Source organism: Humiphilus diazotrophicus (genome assembly GCF_059726315.1).
In genome coordinates this window covers 6676138-6697238 of the sequence record NZ_AP040870.1, presented here as the reverse complement: position 1 = coordinate 6697238, position 21101 = coordinate 6676138, and the positions used below count along the sequence as shown (strand labels likewise).

Genomic DNA, 21101 nt, shown 5'->3' with positions numbered 1-21101 from the left:
CAGGAACTCACTCAAGCCTTCTTGCGTATGAACTCTTATTGCACGGTGTGGAGGAAACGCCCATGCAGGGATTGGTCCAGCCTCTCAGGTTTGCCATGCGCCAGTTATGGCGTAGCCCAGGCTTTGTTCTTACCGTCGTCTTAACTCTAGCTCTTTCTATTGGAGCAAATACCGCTATCTTCTCCATCGTCAATGCACTTCTACTGAAGAAGCTTCCCTACCCTCATCCTGAGCGCATAGGCACACTTTTTGTTCGAGAAACAGGAACAGAGCCCTACGAGGGGCGAGTCAATATCGATGGCGAGCAATGGGAGATACTGCGCGATAACGCCTCCTCGCTAACTGCAGCTATTTACAGCATGATTACATCGGGAGTAAACCTGCAGACCGGCTCCCATGTTCAGTACCTCCATGCTGCGCGTGTATCCGCACAATACTTCGAGGTCCTATCTCTGCACCCCTTGTTAGGACGTAATTTCTCACCGGACGAGGACCGGACGAACGGCCCGAAAGCAGCCATTCTCAGCTATGGTCTGTGGCACACGACCTTTGGCGAAAATCCAAACGTGCTGGGACAATCTGTTCTTTTGAAAGGTGAGCCCTACACAGTCGTAGGAGTTCTTCCCGAAGGCGCTACCACTCCGCAAAACGCCGAGATCTACACCGCACTCCAGCCAAGCCGCCAAGGCGAAGGACAAGGAACGAATTTCGAAATCCTCATCAGACTGCGTGACGGAACCACATGGCAGCAAGCCGATGCTGAAATCAATCGCCTGCTTACCCAAACACAGCATGTCCAATTCCATTCGCAGCACGGCAGCTCGATCACCTATTATTCGGTTCCCTTGCAGAAGGGCGAAACAGCTAAGCTAGGGCCTGAAGTGCTGGCACTCATGCTTTCCGCAGCCTTCATTCTTCTGATTGCCTGCGCAAATCTTGCCGGATTGACCTTGGTCCGGACCTCACAACGTACAAACGAAATTGCAACCCGGATGGCGCTCGGAGCCTCCCGCTGGCAAATCCAACGACAACTTTGGATTGAAAACCTGTTACTTGCCCTCCTTGGAGGAGCCGTCGCAATAGGCATAGGCTTCCTTGCCTTACGCGGACTCTTGCTTCTCTTACCGGAGAACTTTCTCCCTGTTGCGGGCGTTCCACTCGATAACCGGGTTCTCGCCTTTACACTCTCACTCTCGCTCCTGACGAGCATTTTGTTTGGAATGCTCCCAGCACTGACAACAAGAAGAGTCGACCTGCGCTCTTCAATCCGTAGCCGCGCAATCATCGGAAGTGGAAATCTGCGCCTGCGTCAGGCACTGATCGCCGGCGAAGTAGCGCTGACGGTTGTCCTCCTGGCAGCCGCAGGACTCCTTATCCGCACGCTTATCCATCTTGAAACCCTTCCTCCAGGCTTCAATTCCAATGGAGTAATGACTGCCAGAGTATCGCTCGATGACGTTCGCTATCGAGATCCTGCCGCTTTCCGGAAAATGCTCAACGAAAGCCTTGCCTCGATGCAAAAAATTCCCGGCGTACAGGAGGCCGCTGTCGGATTGACTCTGCCCTATGAACGAGCCCTTATCGACGGTGTGACCCTCAGCGACGGGAAAGAAGCCGGACATCAGGTTATGACCGATGAGGTCTACGTTACTCCCGGATACTTCTCTACCCTACAGATTCCGGTACTTACAGGCAGAAGTTTCAACGACACGGATGGTCCTCAGGCTCAACCAGTCGCCATCGTCAATCAAGCCTTCGTGCGCAAGTTCTTTCACGGGACCAATCCCATTGGGCGGCATTTAAACAAGATGCTGATCGTGGGAGTCGTTGGAGATATGGTGCTCTCCTCGGCGGGGCAATTGAATGAGGTGACGTCACCTTTAACGCATGAGGAGACCATCTACATTCCGGCAGCACAGATAAATAGCGGCCAGATGCTCGCGATGTTACACCTCTGGTTCCAGCCTAGTTGGATTGTTCGCACAGCAGCTCCGATTTCAGGAATCACAGCACAGATGCAACATGCACTTGCCAGTACCGATCCGAATCTTCCCTTCTCCGGTTTCTATTCAATGAATGACGTTATAGCCAAGACGCTGGCGATGCAAAGAGTAGAAGTAGCACTCCTCGCCACCCTGGCGGCACTGGCACTTCTGTTAAGCACAATCGGAATCTTTGCCCTGGTATCGAATGTCGTTGCGTTAAGAACCAGGGAGATGGGTATCCGGCTGGCACTCGGTTCGACACTTGAAAAAGCAATTGTCCAGATCGGGAGTTCTGGGGCCGAAGCTTCTGTATTGGGCGTGCTGATAGGGCTCGGCATCTGCACCGGAACCCTGCGCGTAATGAAGAGTGTTGTCTACGGAGTAGGGGTATACGATGCCGCAACAATTCTGCTCGTTGTACTCACGTTGATCTGCGTCACAATGCTGGCAACAACAGTACCGGCACTGAGAATCGCCAGAATCGATCCCGCAAAAACTTTGCGCGAGGAATAAGTGTACCGCCGACGTCCCCGTCGGCTGTCGTGGAGGGTCTCCAGGCCCTCCACCTGGGAAGATTGCTTTTCAATGTGAAGTTTCAAATTCCACCGCTGCATCCCCTGTGTGGGCGAGGACGCCCACACGACAGCCGGCGGGGACGCCGGCGGTACAAAACACTAGCTCTATCCGATTAAGGCTTCACGACCGCAAAGATCCCGGCCTTGAATTTCTTTGTAGCGGGATTCCACCGCCAGCGCCGCCGCTCTATCTTAATAAGGCGGCCCCGTTCGACCTCTCTTCCCGAATTATCCTCCGGCCGGAGGTCATAGGTGGCACGAGTCTCTTCTACGCTGCCGTCGGGGAAAGGCTGCAGAGTGCTCTTCTGTTCGATACTCTCATCGCTCCCGGAAGTATCTTCCCGCTTGTATTCCTGCGTTTCCATTAAAGTGACGAGATGCCCATTGTGAATCCCGATTACGGCCAAATTCTCTGCCACCATACCGGTACCGTGGCCTGCATCCTGATGATGCATCAGAACAACATCGCTGCCCTGCCCCGGAATTGAGATGAGTTCATAGGAGATATTTCCGTACCAGGAATGTGCAGAGGTATCATCGATCACCTTCCAGCCTTTTGGCTGCGTTTTTCGAACGAGCAGCAGATGTGCTGCTTCTCTCTCAGGCATCTGCTGCGGAAGGAAGACGAGTGTTGTATCTTGCTTATCCAATCTCTCGACACGAATCGAAGACTCTTTCATCTGTGTAGAAGCAGCGTGAGCGAGTTTGGGCTCAACGCCCAGACTTTTCAGAAGGCCTTCGCGTTGCTCAGGAGTGCCTAGATGAAAGGCATCTTGCAGGTCGTCGACTGAAGCAGGAATCGCCCCGGTATAGCCCAACGCAACATGCTGGGCCCTTGCAGTGAAATCACAGCCCGAGAATAGAGAAAAGGAAATGGCAACCGCAGCAAATGCTTTGCCAAGACGAGGAGAGATAGTTGTCCGGGAGTTCATAGCAGTAACAGATTCTCTTTGAGAATAAGAGTAAATGAGGAAGCGAAGTTAGGGTAGATCCCGGAAGTTTGCTAACACACTTAAAGTGGCGCCCAGTAGCGGAAATGCTCTAATCTCGCTCGACCCGGTAGGCTATGATGTCTATCTGGGAGCTTTCAAAACCCAGGCTGTTGGAATGCAAGACAAGTTCGAAGTGGGGAATCCTTCCATCGGCCTTCTTGATTCTGTTCAGGAAGGGCAAAAGCAGCGCATCGTTGAAGACAAAATCGGAGGCGGTCTGCGTGCCTGCCATCGATTGGCCTTCAAGAATCAGAACATTATCCGTTTTATCCAAGCCTGCTTCGAAGGCAACCACGCCGTAGACGGTGCGTTTCGGGTCCTTGACAACACTGTCGTATCTAGCCTGCTCCCCTGGCTGGGGATTACGATTGATAATCGAAAAGATGCCGTTCGAAAGATCGTTCTGGAAGTAAAAGTTCATTTTGGATTCATAAAGCTGTACCCAAGGCGTTGACTCATAGGTCCCCAGCAAGATCGCATTCCCCTGCTTCAACTCATCCAAACGAAGATCTCTAGCGTAACGAAGCTCATACAGGTCGGTTCGAGATCCCACCATCCTCATCAGACGGTCGAAAATCTTCAGGTCGACGAACGAGGTGTAGCGGCGAGTTCCAAAGCTAATCAACGTGGAATCCGGTACGCCCTGGCCATGCGCATTCCGCAGATAGTCTCCGCTAAGATAGCTGGCCAATGTAATACGCTGATGAGTCATGCCCTGCAGCATGACAAGACCGCTATCGGCACCGACGATAAAAGTCTTCCGATTCCCGGAGATCAGGCGGCTCCAGAGCAGGTGATGTTCGACGTTGTACAGCGGGCTGCTGGTTGTGCTCTTCCAGTGCTCGTAAGCGATCCAGCCAAGAGCAACGAGGGAAAAGATCGATAAAAGATACGTGAGCCATTGAAAACGCCTTAGCCACGATCGCAATTCGGTGTCGCCATCGTCAGGCTGAACAGCAGCCGGATCGAACACTGCAATCCGTTCCTCTGGTTCCAGCTGGGAAGAAAGAGCACTTGTCTCGGGTATGGAGTTCTCTTCGGTCTCGCTTCGCAATTCCTGACTTGCGGTGAAGACCGGCACATAAGCGCCGCGTGGAATCTCAATTCGAAGCTTCTCCCGTGCCCCATCCTGCTCGAAGTACTCTTCCAGACGGCGACGCAGCCGACTGGCATGGGAGCGGACGATACTGTCGTCGGCAGGATCATAGTCCCTGCTACGGCCAAAGAGAGCCGAGCCGATGCGCTGCTCGCTGATCTCACTGCCGCGCCCCTCTTTCTGCAGCCGATACACATAACGAAGAAAGGCAGAAAGGCGGGGAGATTTGTGAAAGGCAGGGGAGCTGCAGATGCGGTTGATCAAGGCCTCGCGGGCATTTGCATCCGCTTCTTCTGGGAGCCGTCTCTTTTCCTGCTCCGGAGGCAGATACAATAGCCGATCTTCAGCCATGTCCTCATCTGACACCATAAAGGTTACAATCACGTAAATCCAGGCCCGATTCCCTGTTAAATCCACTCTATTACAAACGTGTTATCTGTTTGAAGTCATTGACGATAATCGCGTTTGACAGCCAATTCGCCGTAAAATCGCTTCTTCCCATCCGCAACCCTGACTAGGCTGGAAACATCGTGCACGATCACTTACTTTAGAAATCCCTGTTTGAGGAGAGCCACGTGTGTTTTAAACGCCGAAATAGGCTTATGCCGAAGACTTTCTTGCGCGCAGGATTCTGGCTGTTGTTCCTGAGCGCCAGCCTTCAATCTCTACATGCGCAGTTTGATTCGGCCTCGGTCCTTGGAGTTATTCACGATCCCAGCGGAGCCGTCATCCATTACGCCCAAATTAAACTCACCGATGTCAAAAAGAATACCGAAATGGAAAAGACTTCCGGTTCGTCGGGAGAATATGAATTTGCAAATGTAACTCCCGGAGATTACCGCCTCTCTGTAACGGCGGACGGTTTCCAACCGATCACAACGGCGACTTTTACAATCGTGATCGGCGCGCGCCAGCGAGTCGATCTGGCACTGCCTGTCGGAAACGCCAGCACCTCGGTCATGGTGGACGGAGCGGCCACCCAACTCGAAACCGATACCAGCGATCGTGGAGAGACAATCCAGAGCCACGAGGCAACCAGCTTGCCACTAAATGGACGCTCCTATGCCGATCTGGCGATCCTGGTACCAGGAGTAAAGAAGTCAACTCTCGAGGCAACCTCCTTCCCAGCCCGCGACGCCTCCTATAACGTCAACGGGCTTACCTCGCAGTCCAACAACTTTCAGCTGGACGGCATCGATAACAATGCCTACCAGGAGGCGAATCAGGGGTACTCGAACGAAGCAGTTATTCCCTCCCCCGACGCCATTCAGGAATTTAAAGTTCAGACGGACAACTACTCCGCGGAATACGGACGCGCCGGAGGAGCTATCGTCAATGCCATCACTCGTAGCGGCACGGCGAATTTCCATGGCGGTCTTTATGAATACATGAGGAATACAGTTCTGAATGCCTACGGTCCCTTTCTCGGACTGGGCGTTAAGCCTACCTTGGTGCAAAACCAGTTCGGGGCTACCTTTGGCGGACCTGTTTTGAAAAACCGCCTATTCTTCTTTACCGATTACGAGGGTATGCGCAGCATTGCCAGAACGCTTACGCAGGCCAATCTACCCACGGCAGCGGAGCGCAACGGCATCTTTACCGTCGATGGCTCATCCAATAATGCCGCAGGCAACGTCGTCACCCTTCAGAATCCATTTACAAAGACGGTTTACGGCAACGGTCAGATTCCGCTCAACAACGCCGGAATCAACCCACTCGCAACGAAAGTCCTCAGCCTGCTCCCTGCGCCCAACATACCCAATGCGGCTCTCACGGCCAACAACTATCAATACATGGCCCCGAACACCACGACCGACGATAAGGGCGACATCCGTGCCGACTTTATCCTTTCGTCTACCCAGAATGGTTTCTTCCGTTACAGCCAGCGCTCGGTTGATTTCACCGTGGCTCCGCCTTTCCCCGGACTGGCCGGAGGTAACAGTAACGGTGACCTTTATGCACGCACTCGCCAACTTGTCGCCGGCTATAACTGGTCGGTAACGCCAAACTCCATTCTGGAGTTGCGCTATGGCCAGACCTGGACCTCGAGCGGAAAGAAGCCCGTCAATCTTGGTCAGGACAATATTCTGGCCGATCTGGGCTTTGCCAATGTGCCCAACGATCCGTCTTACACGGGCGGCGTCAACACGCAATCGGTAAATGGCTTCACCCAATTCGGAGAGCAGGCCACTAATCCACAGTTCACAAATCCGACACAGGCCAATCCGAAGATCAATTACTCCTTTCTTCGCGGACGCCACAGCATCAAGATAGGCTATGAATTTGGCTGGCTCTCTCAGGCTATCTCCGACTTCCACCCGAAGTTTGGCTCCGATACGTACGCAGGACAGTTCAGCAACGTGGCTGCCAGCAATAAAGGCATCAGCGCAGCTGTTGTGAAGCAGGCTGCGAATCTCACCGACTTTCTCTGGGGAGCACGTAGTCACTATGAATTAAACAATGTGGCAGAAGTCAATTATCTGCGCCACTGGCACATGGGCTATGTTCAGGACGACTGGAAGATAATGCCAAAATTGACCTTGAACCTTGGACTACGCTACGAGTTCGTCACGCCCGATTACGAGCAGAACGACCACATGCTCAACTTCGATCCAGTCAACCATCGGATGCTTCACGCGGGCAACGGAAGCGATGTCAGCACTGCAAACTACACGCTCCATTACGTGGGCAACGGATCGCTCGCAAAGCGCACGCTCGTCGATCCCGACTACAACGACTTTGGGCCCCGTATTGGCTTTGCCTGGCAGGTGCTGCCGAAGACTGTCGTTCGCGGAGGCTATGCTATCAGCTATGCACACCTCTTCCGCTTCGGTGGAGAGGGTCTGCTTGCATATAACGGCCCGGATATCATCGATGCGACAATCGATCAGACTCCGTCGTCGGCGCTCTGTACTTCGCTCACCCAGGATCCTTCCACCTGCTTCCGCCGCACACAGGATGGCTACGAAAACAACTTCGCGAGCGCCATCAACTTCTCTACTACCAAAGCACAGACCCGCTATCGGCCTGCGGACTTCCGGACCCCCTACGTGCAGGCCTATCACCTCTCCATGCAGCAGCAACTGCCGGCAAATATAACGTTCGAACTTTCTTATGTCGGCAATCATGGCCTCGAGATTCCGGCTCTTTACGATTACAACCAGGCCTCGCTCTGCACCGCTGCGCAAGTTACGGCGAATAACTGCCCCTCGCAGCTCTCCCGCCGTCCGATCTCTGGTTTTACCAACATTCTTACAGAATCGAACCTTGGTTTTCTCATTTACAACTCGCTACAAACCAAGCTGACCAGACAATTTAAGCATGGCCTCTTCTTTACGAATGCTTTTACCTGGTCGAAGAGCATCAATAACTCCGCCGCCGATCTCGAGGCTGCGAACGGTACCGGCGACAGCGCCTCCGTGAATATCTTCAACGTCAAGGGAGATCGAGGACTCGGCAGTTATAATCAGCCCTTTAACGATACGCTCTCCGTCATTGCCGATCTTCCCTTCGGCAAAGGTCAGATGTTTGGGCAAAACGCTCCCGCCTGGCAACAGACGATCCTCGGCGGCTGGCAGCTGACGGCAATCAACGTAGTCACCAGCGGCCTGCCTGTCAATCTGGCCTATACACCCAACTCCAGTTATACGGTTTCTTCTACCAGCTCAGCCTATACATTGCGGCCAAATCTTGTCAGCACAGTGAAAGCGGTGTACGGCAAAACCAGAACCAAAACCAATTCCAGTCTGAATGGATACTTCGACTTGAGGCAGGTCTCCGTTCCTGCCGGTTATGTGCTCTTCGGCAATGCTCCGAGGAATGCATTCCACGGACCAGCCTTCGGCCAGTTGGACCTGGGCATCCACAAGAGATTCCCTCTTCCCAACGAGTTCGGAAAGTTTGACTTCCGAATGGAAGCCTTTAACGCTCTGAATTCGACGAATTATGCCGTGCCCAATTCTACGGTGACAGATGGAGCTAGCTTTGGCAGCTTTTCCAACTCTCAATCGAGCGTCTATCCGTCGCGCCAGGTACAGGTAGCTTTGCGTCTGGAATTCTAGTAACTTGCGCCAGAAAAACGTCGTGTGGGGTAGCTCGACTGCTTCAATTGAAGATACTTTTGACCGTACCTTCCGGGACCCCCACACGATTTGTCAAAAAACGCGAACCGTATGGGGCACCTCTCGTGTCTGCGGGCTCTTTCACTAATCCCTTCTCACCATTCAACCGACATATCGAGGATTCAAAGATGATAAACTCGCGCCGCTCTTTCCTTTATCAAACGACGGCTTCCCTTGCCGCCCTCACTCTTTCTTCACGAGCGGAAGAGACCAGTTATTTCAAGGTAGGCAGTAACGCTCCGATTTATATTAAAAATGGCGCCGAGAAGTTTTACTCCGATGGACGGGTAGCTCCCTTTCCAGGCAATACTGTCATCTGCCATGTGCCGCATCAAAGCCGGTTTATGGAAGAGGCCAGCAAGTTGCGTGAATACTTACTGAGGGCTTCCTTCGCCAGGAAGATAGGCGTTCTGCCAATCGATAGCTATCACATGACGATCTTTCCGGGAGCGAACGGTCACGGGAAAGATCGTTCGAGTTGGCCACAGGATCTTCCCCTGGATGCGTCTCTGGAAGAATGCACACAACGGGTTCGCACCCGCTTCGAAAGCGCACGACTGAAGGCACAGCTGCCTTTCCGCGTCCGCATCGATGCCGAAAAGACACTCTCTTTCGGTCATGCAGCTACCCTGCGCATGACAGGAGCCGATTCTGAAGCGGAAGCAGTCCTCCGCGCAACTCGCGATCAGCTCTCAACTGTGTACAACCACCGAGATCCCAATCACGAAAGCTACGGCTTTCATATCACCCTCGCCTATACCCTACAAGATTTCACCCCGGAAGAAGGGAAAGAGTATCATCTACTGCTACAGAATCGCATCGCAGCCATGATCAAGACAACACCTGTGCTCGAACTGGGTCTACCGGAGTTCTGCACCTTTCCCGATATGTCAACTTTCTATACGGAGGCGTTCATGAAGCTGGCTTGATGGAGCCATAGGCGACGCCCAATTGATCAAGGTGCATGAGGGTTTTATGTCAGGGCAGGACTTTTAGTCCGGCCGCTTGAGTTTCTACATTTTTTGCGAAGAATATCAACAAAGAGCAACGAAATATAACAGCAATTTCGGCCGTTACCACCATTGATCAGGCTTTGTGTCAGTCCTGCACCGGGGTAGCCGACCCGCGATAAATGAAACGGGAGGTCGGATTTTGATGTTTCTTATTAGGGATGGCCTTCAGACCATCCGAAAAATAGTCTTCTTTGAGAGAAAAGAGACATTTTCGGTAACGTATGCAAAGGGAAGAACACAGGCATTGGACCTATACCAATTCGAACGTTTTGGTCATTACTCCCAAGCGCGAAGATACCATCAAACGGGACCTTGCAAATATTCAGCCAACGTCACGCAAAGGGCGTCCCGGTAGGGATGCCAAGCTAATAGCCCCGGGTGAAGCGTAGCGAAACCCGGGGTATCCCCATCTAGCTAAACCTCCGCCCCGTATGGGGCGGAACGAATCTCACTTCACTGGATTGAACAGGCATTCGTCCCGCCACCTCCGGGGCGGGCAATATTATTCTGTACGTTACCCGGGTTCCGCTACGCTACACCCGGGGCCATTAGCGGCTGCTCCCTCCGGGAGAGAAACCAACTCACCGAGCCCGATTGACTTAGCGCTCTAACATAAGCCAATGGCTCGCTACTCTGTTCTCAATGCTTCTACGGGATTGGTCGAAGCTGCTCGCCGTGCCGGAATCAATCCTGCCAATAAGGCAGCCGCCGCCAAGATAAGAACAGCTATCGTCAGCACACTCGCATCTACACTCTTAATCTCGTAGAGCTGCGATTGCACATACCGCACGCACACTAGAGCGACAGGAATCCCTATTGCCAGCCCAAGTCCGGCTTGAAGCACTGCTCCGCGCATGACCATGGCAATCACCCCGGTACGCTCTGCCCCGAGAGCCATACGGATTCCGATCTCGCTTGTGCGCCGTGCCACGGTATAAGCCGTCACACCATAGAGACCAACTGTAGCCAGCAACAAGGCAAGACCTCCAAAGAGCAACATCAGTCGCGCAATCATCATGTCATCCGTAAATTGGCTGGCAATCTGCTGATTGAAGGTCTGAAACTTCATCACCGTCAGGTTTGGATTGATGCTCGCCAGGGTCTGCCGGGTAATCGATTCCATGTTGTTTATGGGATTGTCCGTTTGCAAAACCAAGGCCCCGGCATAGAGAGTTGGATCCTTTTCTATGGGCTGCTCGGAACTGGCAGGACGTTGCACCATTGGATAAAAATACATTTGATAAGGCTTCCAGCGTGGAGACGAATAAGCCGTATCTTCCACAATGCCGACAATCTCGAAATCTCCACTTGACTCCGGTCCCGGAGCACCGAAGTGCTGTCCTATCGGGTTCTGATTCTTAAAGAACGTCCTGACAAACTCTTGATTGACCACCGCGACAGTACGGGACGTAGCAGTATCCCATGAATTCCCCTTCCTGGGTATAAAAAGCTATCTCAAACCTAAGCACGTCATTCGCCAAACATGGAATACGGAAAAGCCTCAATTTCAGCCACTTTTAACAGAGAATCACAACTGAAAGGCTGTCCGGTATCATGCCTATCGTCCCGAATCGGACATTTCTGGCAGCAGACGTCCAGACGCGCCGGGAACATTCTTCTCCCGGCTGCTGTCTATGAGGTATGACGACCTTGGCCGGTGGCAGAAGATCAATCTCAGGTAGTGAGAGCAAGGAAAGTACTCATGAAAGTCTGCTGGTATGCGCTGTTATTGTTTTTAGTCCTTCCTTCATCCTTGCGAGCTCAAGAACCAGTAATCTCACCTGAGACAAAAGTTGGCTCCAGTACTCTTCATGACTGGCTGCACAGCAACAATCCGAAGCTGATTGCCTGGGCCGCCGATTTTGCACGGAGAAGAGATGACAAAGAGATTATTGCCGAGATGCCGAAGCTGCTCGATGAGTGGAACATTCCTCCGGGCGTCTCGAACCTGAACAAATCTCAACGGGAGCTACGCAACGCCGCATTTGCTGTTCTGGATGCTCTGATTCAGAAAAATGTGGTTGTTCCTCTGGAGACAATTGATCATATCGCCCCTACCTTGCCTACATACGCCGCGATCCTCATCAGCCGTTATCCGCTTGAGAAATCGCGCACAACGCTAACGATGTGGGCTTGCAACTATGACGAGGACTGGGGCGCCAATATGCGCGGTCGAATCGCCTCGATGATCCTTGCTAAAAACCCTATCCTCGCCATGATGAACAGAGGTGACAGAAGGGAGAATCTTGTCGCCTATGTTGTGCGGAATTCAGAAGAGGAATTACAAATCATCGTTACAGCTCCTAATTCCAATTACCAGGGAATACGTACAATGACCATTGGTGATTACTTCCCAGAAGAACCACTACGGGGATGGCCTGACGTTTATGAATATGAACTTATCGAAAATGGTCATCCTGGAAACGGACCAACCGTCGTCGATTTGGATGGGGACATTATTGGTACCCGCCGAACACAGTTGGGTCATCCAGCAGACACGTGCTGCCACGCTCTCCCCCTCAATGCCAAAACTCGTCATAGACTGATCGCTTACTGGCTTGGTCTCAAAGACAAGGATATGCCTTGGCAGCCCGTCGAGCACTTCACCATACAGTGGACTGATCAAGCCTCTTACCAGCGAGACCTTGGCGCGATTCTCCAAAAGCAAAACGCCCTAATGCGTAAAACAGTTGAAGAACTGAAGCAGCTGAATCTGATCTATGTCTTTGGAGCTGATTTCGAAACCATCATGCCGAAGCTCTCGGTAAATATCCAGTGCCACATCGATCCCTGCCCTCTTCAATAATCGATATTCACCAGCTATAAAATAAAATTCAATCCTGAGGGTAGATTTCGGTGAAAACCGACTCTTTACTCTATAGGTGGAGGTCGTCAGGTAAATCAAGAGGAGTACAGGTGCCCAGGAAACCATGAATAGAGGCACTCCGCTTCTTCGCGCTACTAGCAACAGAATTCTTAGGTGTTTCAGGTTCTGGCGATTGAATGGTAAAGACGAAGTATTTTAGTCCGGCATTTTTCTGTTTCTTGATTTCCTGCTTCATAACCGCAGCCGACGCCCAGGTCAGCACAGCAAACGTAACCGGCGTAATTGAGGACTCGACCGGTGCCCGGCTTACCGATGCCAAGATCAAGCTCGTCAACACCGAAACCGGGACCGAAAACGATGCGAGTTCCAATGCATACGGAGTCTTCCTTCTACCCGGAGTAATTCCCGGAAGCTATGTCCTCCAGATCGAGAAAGAGGGATTCACCACTGCGCAGTTCACCGGAATCATTCTCAACATCGGCGATGCAAAGCAGTTTCTGATCCGTCTGAAAGTCGGCTCAATCGACGAAACGGTCAAGGTCGATGCCTCCGGAATGATTCTCAACACAACAGACGCAGCAATCAGCACCGTCGTCGATAGAAAGTTTGTCGCCAATCTACCGCTCAATGGCCGGAGCTTCCAGGATCTGATCTCCATGACCCCGGGCGTCCAGACGCAGAGCCCGCAAATCAGCAGCCCGGGAGACTTCAGCGTCAACGGGCAAAGGCCGGACTCGAACTCCTTCACCGTCGACGGAGTGTCGGGAGACATCGGGACAAGTTCGCTCTCCGGACATCGTAAATTTGCCAGCGCGGGCAGATATGCAGGAACAACGGCTTTAGGCACCACGCAAGGGCTTGTTTCCATCGAGGAGCTTCAGGAGTTCCGCATCTTTGACTCCTCATATCCCGCTGAATACGGGCGCACCTCGGGAGGACAGTTCACGCTACTAACGCGTGCCGGAAACAGCACCTATCATGGCAGCGCTTATGCCTACACGAGAAACAATGTTCTCGATGCTAAGGACTGGTTCACCGGCTACAACGAGGCAGACTCCAGCGTATCGTTTCACCAACAAGACTACGGGGCAACCTTAGGAGGCCATCTTTTTCCGAAAGAGATCTATCCGGGATCGGACAAGACTTTTTTCTTCGCCTCCTATGAACGGCTACTCAAAGCATCGCAACCAAGCGCTCCACTGGTGCAGTACGTTCCGGACTTCTCCACCCGAAAACTGCTTCCGGAGGAGATGCAAACCATCATCAATATGTTTCCAGGACAAGATTACTTCCCCGATAGTGAACTCGGATTGGCGCACTATTCTTTCGGCGCATATTCTTTACCCAGCCATATAGGATCAGCAAGTATTCGGATCGATCACAATTTTACGCCCAAGATATCCAGCTTTTTCAGGCTAGATCGTTCACCAAGCGACGTGCAGACCCGCTATCTCTCCTCTCTGTCATACACAAAGATGAGCACCGAAACCCTTACCTTCGGGAACACCGCACAAATCACCAACAATCAAAGTAACGACTTCAGGCTTGGTCATGCAGAGAGCTACTCTCACCTGGATACATTACCTTCCCTCCAATATGCATACAAAGGAGGTGGCGCGGGAGGAGTAACGCCCGTGGACCTGAGCTCGACTTTGGGACTATACAGCAATGATGGTCCGACGCGTTCCGAGTTGTACATCAGGATTCCAGAGGTGGGAGAATCTTTCATTAACGAGGACTACGCCTCGAATTCTCTCAGACAATGGAACATCAAGGACACCTATAGCTTTCAAACCGCTCACCAGCTACTTCGCTTCGGCTTGGATTATCGAAGAGTCACAACACACATTTACCCTTCCCCGCTCGCACTAAGTGTTAACTATTTCAACCGCCAATCTTTGATAGATAACAATGCTTCTATCGTCGTAATCACCAAAGCCAAACCAGCGACTCCCCTATGGAAAGAATTTGCAGCCTTTGCTCAGGATGATTGGCGTATCAATAAGAAGCTCAGTCTTTCACTCGGGCTCCGCTGGGAGATCAATCCGCCTCCAACCGAAGCTCATGGAAGAAGTGCTTACACCGTCATCGGAGATCTGCATGCTCCGGCAACGCTCAAGCTCGCCCCGCGCGGAACCCCTCTATGGGAGACGGGTTGGTACAATTTCGCGCCGCGCCTCGGAGCAGCCTGGGCGCTCCAAGACGCGCCGGGACACGAACTGGTTCTGCACACAGGAGCAGGTGTTTTCTTCGACATGCCCAACCAGGCAGCTGTGGGTGCCTTCAGTGCAGCAGGATTTGCAGCGACCGCACACTACACCAATATGGCGATTCCGCTCTCCACCGCCAACTATAACTTCGATCTCCTATCAACCTCTCCGAATGTGTCCAGAAGTGCTTATGCCTTTCCCCGTCACCTGCAACTTCCCTATGCTTTGCACTGGAATGTTGAATTAGAAAAGGCCCTAGGGAAGAAACAAGTGTTTACAGCTGCCTATGTCGGAGCAGCCGGGAAACGGCTATTGCAGAGCCAGTCGACAGATATCAGCAAAGCCAACCCGCAGATCGGAGAAGTTCTTTATTTCCCCCGGAACATCACCTCCGACTATCAAGCGCTGCAGTTGAAGTTTCAGCGTTCCGTCGCACCGGGGCTGCAGATGCTGACTTCTTATGCCCTCTCCCATGCCATCGACTATGGTTCGACTTATCCACTCTTCCCGCTAATACGCGGCTCATCCGATTACGACGTTCGCCATAACTACCAGATGGCACTCTCCTGGGATCGCGCAACATCGTCGAAATTCTTGCCCGAACGATACGCAAAGATGCTGTCGGATCGGTACGCAAAGGTAGTGCCGGATCGATACTCAAAGATGTTATCGAGTCGATATCCCAAGACCTTAGGCCAGTATCTGTGGAACGACTTGGGAGTAGATGGACGGCTATTTATCCGCTCTGCTTATCCGATAACTTTATTGGGAAATGTATTTGTCGATCCTGCTACCGGGGAGCGCTATTACAGTGGCGTCAATCGTGTCCCAGGCAGACCGCTCTACCAGAACAGTCCTCAATATCCAGGCGGGCGCTTCATCAATGGAGGACCGAATACTACAGTTCCGGCCTTTGAACTTCCTGCCGCAGGAGAAGCAGGAAACTTCTCTCGTAATACGCTCCGCGGCTTTGGTGCATGGCAAGTCAATTTGGCTCTCCGAAAAGATTTCGATCTTCCTCATCAACTGAAGATGCAGTTACGGGCAGAAGCCTTCAATGTTCTCAATCATCCCGATTTCGGCTATGTCGACCCGCATCTGACAGACGAACTCTTTGGACAGGCAACTCTGATGCTGAACCAAAGCTTCGGCTCTTCAAGTCCTCTCTTTCAGCAAGGCGGTCCCCGCTCTCTTCAATTCGTCATGAAGGTTTCGTTCTAGATAGAATGAGGTTTTCATCTTCATGACCAGAAAGGCAGGAAAAGAGAATAAGGAACAGTGAAAGAGAGGAAAGCAGTCTTCGTTTCTCCCTGCATTATTCCTATGTCGGGAAAGCATCCCGGAGTTGTGTCAGGGCTAGAGCAAAACCAGCGTAGGTGTATCCCGAGCCACAAATCCCTACGCAGGTTTTTCGTCAAGAAAACCTGCACATCGCCGAATTTGGATAGGACATAGTAACGCTGGTTTTGCTCTAATAAGAAACATCAAAATCCGAGCTCCCGTTTCATTTATCGCGGGTCGGCCACCCCGGTGCAGGACTGACACAGGGCAAAGGCCAATTCGTCTTTGAGCTTCTGGTTATATTCAAAATTGTCTGCAATTACTAGCATGGAAAGATAGAAGCTCCAGCACTTCGCCCCAGAGGGGCGAATCGGTAGTAGCCCAGCGCGGAGTCCGCTTTGCGGACGGGAGCGCTGGGTTAGCCCCCTCACGTCTCGCCGCCCCGTATGGTGGCGGCACGAAATCCTCCACAAATCTTAGGTGAGGAGATTAGGACTCGTTCCGCCCCTGCCGGGGCGGATCTATTGAATGGGATTGCGAACCCCGCGTTCCGCTACGCTCCACACGGGGCTATTTTCGTTCGCTCCCTCCGGGAGGTATTGTTCCCTTACTGTTAAGCGCCGGTGCAATGCTTCAAACCACATTCGCAACCCCTCATAAGAATCATCAAAATCCGACCTCCCGTTTCATTTGTCGCGGGTCGGCTACCCTAGTGCAGGACTGACACAGGGCAAAGGCCAATTCGTCTTTGAGCTTCTGGTTATATTCAAAATTGTCTGCAATTACTAGCATGGAAAGATAGAAGCTCCAGCACTTCGCCCCAGAGGGGCGAATCGGTAGTAGCCCCGCGCGGAGTCCGCTTTGCGGACGGGAGCGCTGGGTTAGCCCCCTCACGTCTCGCCGCCCCGTATGGTGGCGGCACGAAATCCTCCACAAATCCTAGGTGAGGAGATTAGGATTCGTTCCGCCCCTGCCGGGGCGGATCTATTGAATGGGATTGCGAACCCCGCGTTCCGCTACGCTCCACACGGGGCTATTTTCGTTCGCTCCCTCCGGGAGGTATTGTTCCCTTACTGTTAAGGGCCGATGCAATGCTTCAAAACACATTCGCAACCCCTCATAAAGAATCATCAAAATCCGACCTCCCGTTTCATTTATCGCGGGTCGGTTGCTCCGGTGCGGGACTGACACACCGCAAAAACCAATTCGCCTTTAAGACTTTCGTTGTGCTTAAGATTCTGCAATTACTAGCTCGAAAAATGTAGAAACGCCAGAGAGCGTCCCGGAGGGATGCTACATACAACACAAAATATTTCCCGCCCCGGAAGGTGGCGGGGTGAAATCTTTCTCAATCCAGCGAAGCAGGATTCGTTCCGCCCCCTTCGGGGCGGAGGTCTTGTTTGCCTTGTTCTCCACGGGTTTCGCTACACTACACCCGTAGCTATTGTCTTGGCATCCCTCCAGGATTCCCTTTGAGGGACGTCGGCACGAAGTGCTCAGTTAAAGGAAGAGGAGTAAAGACTTCAATAGATAACCGAACAATATTTCATTCAGCATTGCCCGGCTGCCGATGTTGAAATCTGCATGTGTTTCATCTTCGCCCGTACAAATCAGACATCCGGGAACTCCTTGAACAATCAGTCATATTGACTGGAAGTGCCCAGTTGCAAGCACTAGAGCGGAATCAGGGTAGATGTATCCGCAAGCTACAGAGGATCGCGCAGCTTTTCCGTCGAAAAAAGCTGCTCTTAACCCTTGCTGGATCGGACACTCTAGCCCTGATTCCGCTTTAAAATAGAGAAGACACTCGATTAAGAAACCTGATGGTAAAGACTAAGTATTTTGGCCCGGCATTCTTCTGCGTTTTATTCTCTTATTTCATGGCCGTTGCCAACGCTCAAGTAAGTACGGCAAACGTTTCCGGAGCAGTAGAAGATTCAACCGGAGCCCGAGTGCCTGACGCCAAAATCAAACTCCTCAATATCCAGACAGGCACGGAAAACGACGCCAGCTCTAACGCTCTTGGCATCTTTCTCCTGCCCGGCATCATCCCGGGCAACTACACTCTTCAGATTGAGAAAGACGGATTCACCACCGCACAGTTCACAGGAATCATTCTCAACATCGGTGACGTAAAGCAGTTTCTGATTCGCATGCAGATTGGCTCCATCGACGAAACAATCAAAGTCGATGCCTCCGGCATGACGCTCAACACCACAGATGCCGCTATCAGTACTGTTGTCGACCGAAAGTTTGTCGCCAATCTGCCGCTCAATGGGCGCAGCTTTCAGGACCTGATCTCCATGACTCCCGGCATTCAAACGCAGAATCCTCAGATAAGCGGCCCGGGAGATTTCAGCCTGAATGGACAACGGCCCGATCAGAATGCCTTCATTATCGATGGCATCTCCGCAGATATTGGCACCGGTCCACTCTTCGGCCATCGCAAATTCGCCAGTACAGGCAGATATGAGGGCACTACCGCCGTGGGAACAACGCAGGGGCTCGTCTCTGTCGATGAGCTGCAGGAATTCCGTGTCTTCGATTCCTCTTACTCAGCGGAGTATGGCCGCACCCCGGGTGGACAATTCACACTGTTAACAAGATCCGGAACAACCGATTTTCATGGCACTGCGTATGGCTTCGTCCGTGACAGTCTCTTCGATGGAGTTGACTGGTTTACCCGCTACAACTCGGCATGGAGCACACTCTCATTCCATCAGGATGATTTTGGTGGGACCCTGGGCGGCCCTATTGCAATTACAAAAGGTTCTCAAGGTAGCAGCAGAAGTTTCTTCTTCGGCTCCTATGAAAAGCTCGAGGCCTCGCAGCTGAATCCTCCGACTATGGAGTACACACCGGACTTTCAGCTGCAGACCGAAGTCCCTGACTCATTACGTCCGGTTCTTGGTCATTTCCCCAGTCCATTAGCTGTTGGACCGAATTGGGATAACAGGGATGGGTTATCCCAATATGCTTACGGAACCATACCATTGCCCGGTCAGTTGCATGCGGCAAGCATACGCTTCGATCACAGCTTCGGCTCTAGATTTTCCGGTTTCCTGAGAATGAATGAGAGCCCCAGTGCGAACAAATCCATACATCTTTCCTCGGTAACCGACTCACGGATAAAGACCAGAACACTTATCGGTGGAATAACGGCTCAGCTCTCAGCCACTCGAACGAACGACTTCAGATTCGGCTATGCAAGAAACCGTTCCCGTATAAATACTTTTACCGACGAGTATTACACCTATTATTGGTCTCCTTATGCGCTAGAAAACCTGAATATATCTTTCGGCATCCCCAACTCGCAAGGATTGGCAAGCTCCGAAGCATACATTCGCATCCCCGGAATAGGCGAATCTTTCATCAATACCGATAACACGGCAAGTTTTCTCAGGCAGTGGAACCTGAGAGATACCTTCACCTTGCAGGCTTCAAATCATCTCTTCCGCTTCGGCCTCGATTATCGGAATGTGGTTTCCGAGATCACACCCCCATCTGTTTCTCTGGAGGCAAATTACTTCACCCGCGAAGCGATGGTAAACAACAGCACCTCCAGTCTGACGATCACAAAAGCTACGCCAGCGGCTCCGGTCTGGAATGAGTTTTCAGCCTTCGTTCAGGATGATTGGAGAATCGCAAAACCGCTTAGCCTTTCCCTTGGAGTCCGTTGGGAAGTAAACCCGCCGCCGGGTGCGGCACATGGAAGAAATGCCTACACTGTCTTAGGCAACCTGCAATCTCCCGCTACCCTGACGCTGGCTCCAAGAGGCACTGCACTCTGGCACACCAGTTGGTATAACTTCGCTCCACGCCTGGGTGCGGCTTGGGTTATCGATGACCGTGCAGGACGAGAAGTCATCTTGCGTGCAGGTGGCGGAGCCTTCTTCGACATGGCTAACCAAGCTGCTGTCGGAGCCTTCAGCGCCGAAGGCTTTTCGGCAACACGTTACACCCAAAACGTATCTGTGCCTGTTGCAACTTCTCTCTTCGACTTCGACCTGACCTCCCAAGCACCTGAGGTCTCCACGATCGCTTATGCGTTTCCCCGCCATATGCAGCTTCCTTACGCCTTGCATTGGAATCTCTCGCTGGAGAAAACCTTAGGCAAAAATCAGATGATTACCGCTTCCTATGTTGGATCTTCCGGACGGCGCTTGCTTCAGAGTCAATTCAAAAGTATCCATCCAGCAGGAACAAATATTGGAGAGGTCTACTATTTCCCGGAAGAGATCACCTCGAACTATCAAGCTCTGCAGCTGAAATTTCAACGCTCTCTCGCACGTGGAATACAGGCGCTAGCCGCTTACTCCTTCTCCCACACACTGGATTATGGCTCCACTGGTCCGGCCTTCCCCTTGAAGCATGGGAACTCCGACTTCGATGTCCGTAACAACCTCCAGATGGCTCTCTCCTGGGACGGCCCTAACTTCACCCATGGCTGGATATACAGATCCATGTTGAGCCGCTGGGGTGCCGATGGACGATTCTTCTCAAGATCGGCCTTCCCTGTTACTCCGCTTGGAAACCTCTTCATCGATCCTTGCACCGGAGACAGATACTACAGCGGGGTAAACCTCATCCCGGGTAACCCCTTCTATTTGACAGGAACAAAATATCCTCATGAGCGCGTATTCAACGGCGGGCCGGAGGCTGAAGTTCCGGCCTTCCAGCTTCCCACCGGCAACGATCCGGGAACATTTTCGCGAAATACGCTTCGCGGTTTCGCAGCCTGGCAACTCAACCTTGCGGTGCGGAGAAATATCCATATCTATAAATCACTAGACATACAGACACGGATGGAAGCCTTCAACCTCTTTAATCACCCCGATCTGGGATACATCGATCCACACCTTACCGACGAGCTTTTCGGTCAATCCAAACTAATGCTCAACCAGAGCTTTGGCTCCGCCGGGCCCCTGTATCAACAAGGCGGGCCGCGCTCCCTTCAGCTCGTAATGAAGCTGTCGTTTTGACGGAATAGCCATACCTGCC

General features: G+C 52.2%; 9 protein-coding genes. 6 read left to right on the top strand and 3 right to left on the bottom strand.

The window, feature by feature from the left end:
- The first annotated feature begins 62 nt into the window (after positions 1-62).
- The gene (locus AC6I7T_RS27020; protein WP_497790915.1) at positions 63-2498 is read left to right on the top strand and encodes an ABC transporter permease; all 2436 of its coding nucleotides are present in this window, start codon (positions 63-65) and stop codon (positions 2496-2498) included.
- A gap of 175 nt (positions 2499-2673) precedes the next feature.
- On the opposite strand, the gene AC6I7T_RS27015 is transcribed toward AC6I7T_RS27020, so the two are convergent.
- Together AC6I7T_RS27015 and AC6I7T_RS27010 are read right to left on the bottom strand one after the other, a co-directional pair.
- On the bottom strand, positions 2674-3492 hold the full coding sequence (locus tag AC6I7T_RS27015; protein ID WP_497790914.1) for a hypothetical protein: 819 nt from the start codon (positions 3490-3492) through the stop codon (positions 2674-2676).
- Positions 3493-3601: 109 nt separating this feature from the next.
- On the bottom strand, positions 3602-4999 hold the full coding sequence (locus AC6I7T_RS27010) for a hypothetical protein (protein WP_497790913.1): 1398 nt from the start codon (positions 4997-4999) through the stop codon (positions 3602-3604).
- A 251-nt stretch (positions 5000-5250) separates the two neighbouring features.
- Between AC6I7T_RS27010 and AC6I7T_RS27005 the strand changes: the two genes are divergently transcribed.
- Together AC6I7T_RS27005 and AC6I7T_RS27000 are read left to right on the top strand one after the other, a co-directional pair.
- A complete protein-coding gene (locus AC6I7T_RS27005; protein WP_497790912.1) occupies positions 5251-8709 on the top strand; it encodes an outer membrane beta-barrel protein in 3459 nt (1152 codons plus the stop codon).
- Positions 8710-8897: 188 nt separating this feature from the next.
- Positions 8898-9698 (top strand): DUF1868 domain-containing protein, encoded by an 801-nt coding sequence (locus AC6I7T_RS27000; protein ID WP_497790911.1) that lies wholly within the window; start codon positions 8898-8900, stop codon positions 9696-9698.
- Positions 9699-10410: 712 nt separating this feature from the next.
- Here the strand turns inward: AC6I7T_RS27000 and AC6I7T_RS26995 are convergent.
- On the bottom strand, positions 10411-11175 hold the full coding sequence (locus AC6I7T_RS26995; RefSeq protein WP_497790910.1) for an FtsX-like permease family protein: 765 nt from the start codon (positions 11173-11175) through the stop codon (positions 10411-10413).
- A gap of 309 nt (positions 11176-11484) precedes the next feature.
- Between AC6I7T_RS26995 and AC6I7T_RS26990 the strand changes: the two genes are divergently transcribed.
- The 3 genes from AC6I7T_RS26990 (at position 11485) to AC6I7T_RS26980 (ending at position 21082) form a co-directional block, all read left to right on the top strand.
- Positions 11485-12588, top strand: a complete 1104-nt coding sequence (locus AC6I7T_RS26990) for a hypothetical protein (RefSeq protein ID WP_497790909.1) — start codon at positions 11485-11487, stop codon at positions 12586-12588.
- A 197-nt stretch (positions 12589-12785) separates the two neighbouring features.
- Positions 12786-16040, top strand: coding sequence for a TonB-dependent receptor (locus tag AC6I7T_RS26985; RefSeq protein ID WP_497790908.1), 3255 nt, complete (start codon positions 12786-12788; stop codon positions 16038-16040).
- Between the two features lie 1883 nt (positions 16041-17923).
- Positions 17924-21082 (top strand): TonB-dependent receptor, encoded by a 3159-nt coding sequence (locus tag AC6I7T_RS26980; protein WP_497790907.1) that lies wholly within the window; start codon positions 17924-17926, stop codon positions 21080-21082.
- Positions 21083-21101: the final 19 nt, after the last annotated feature.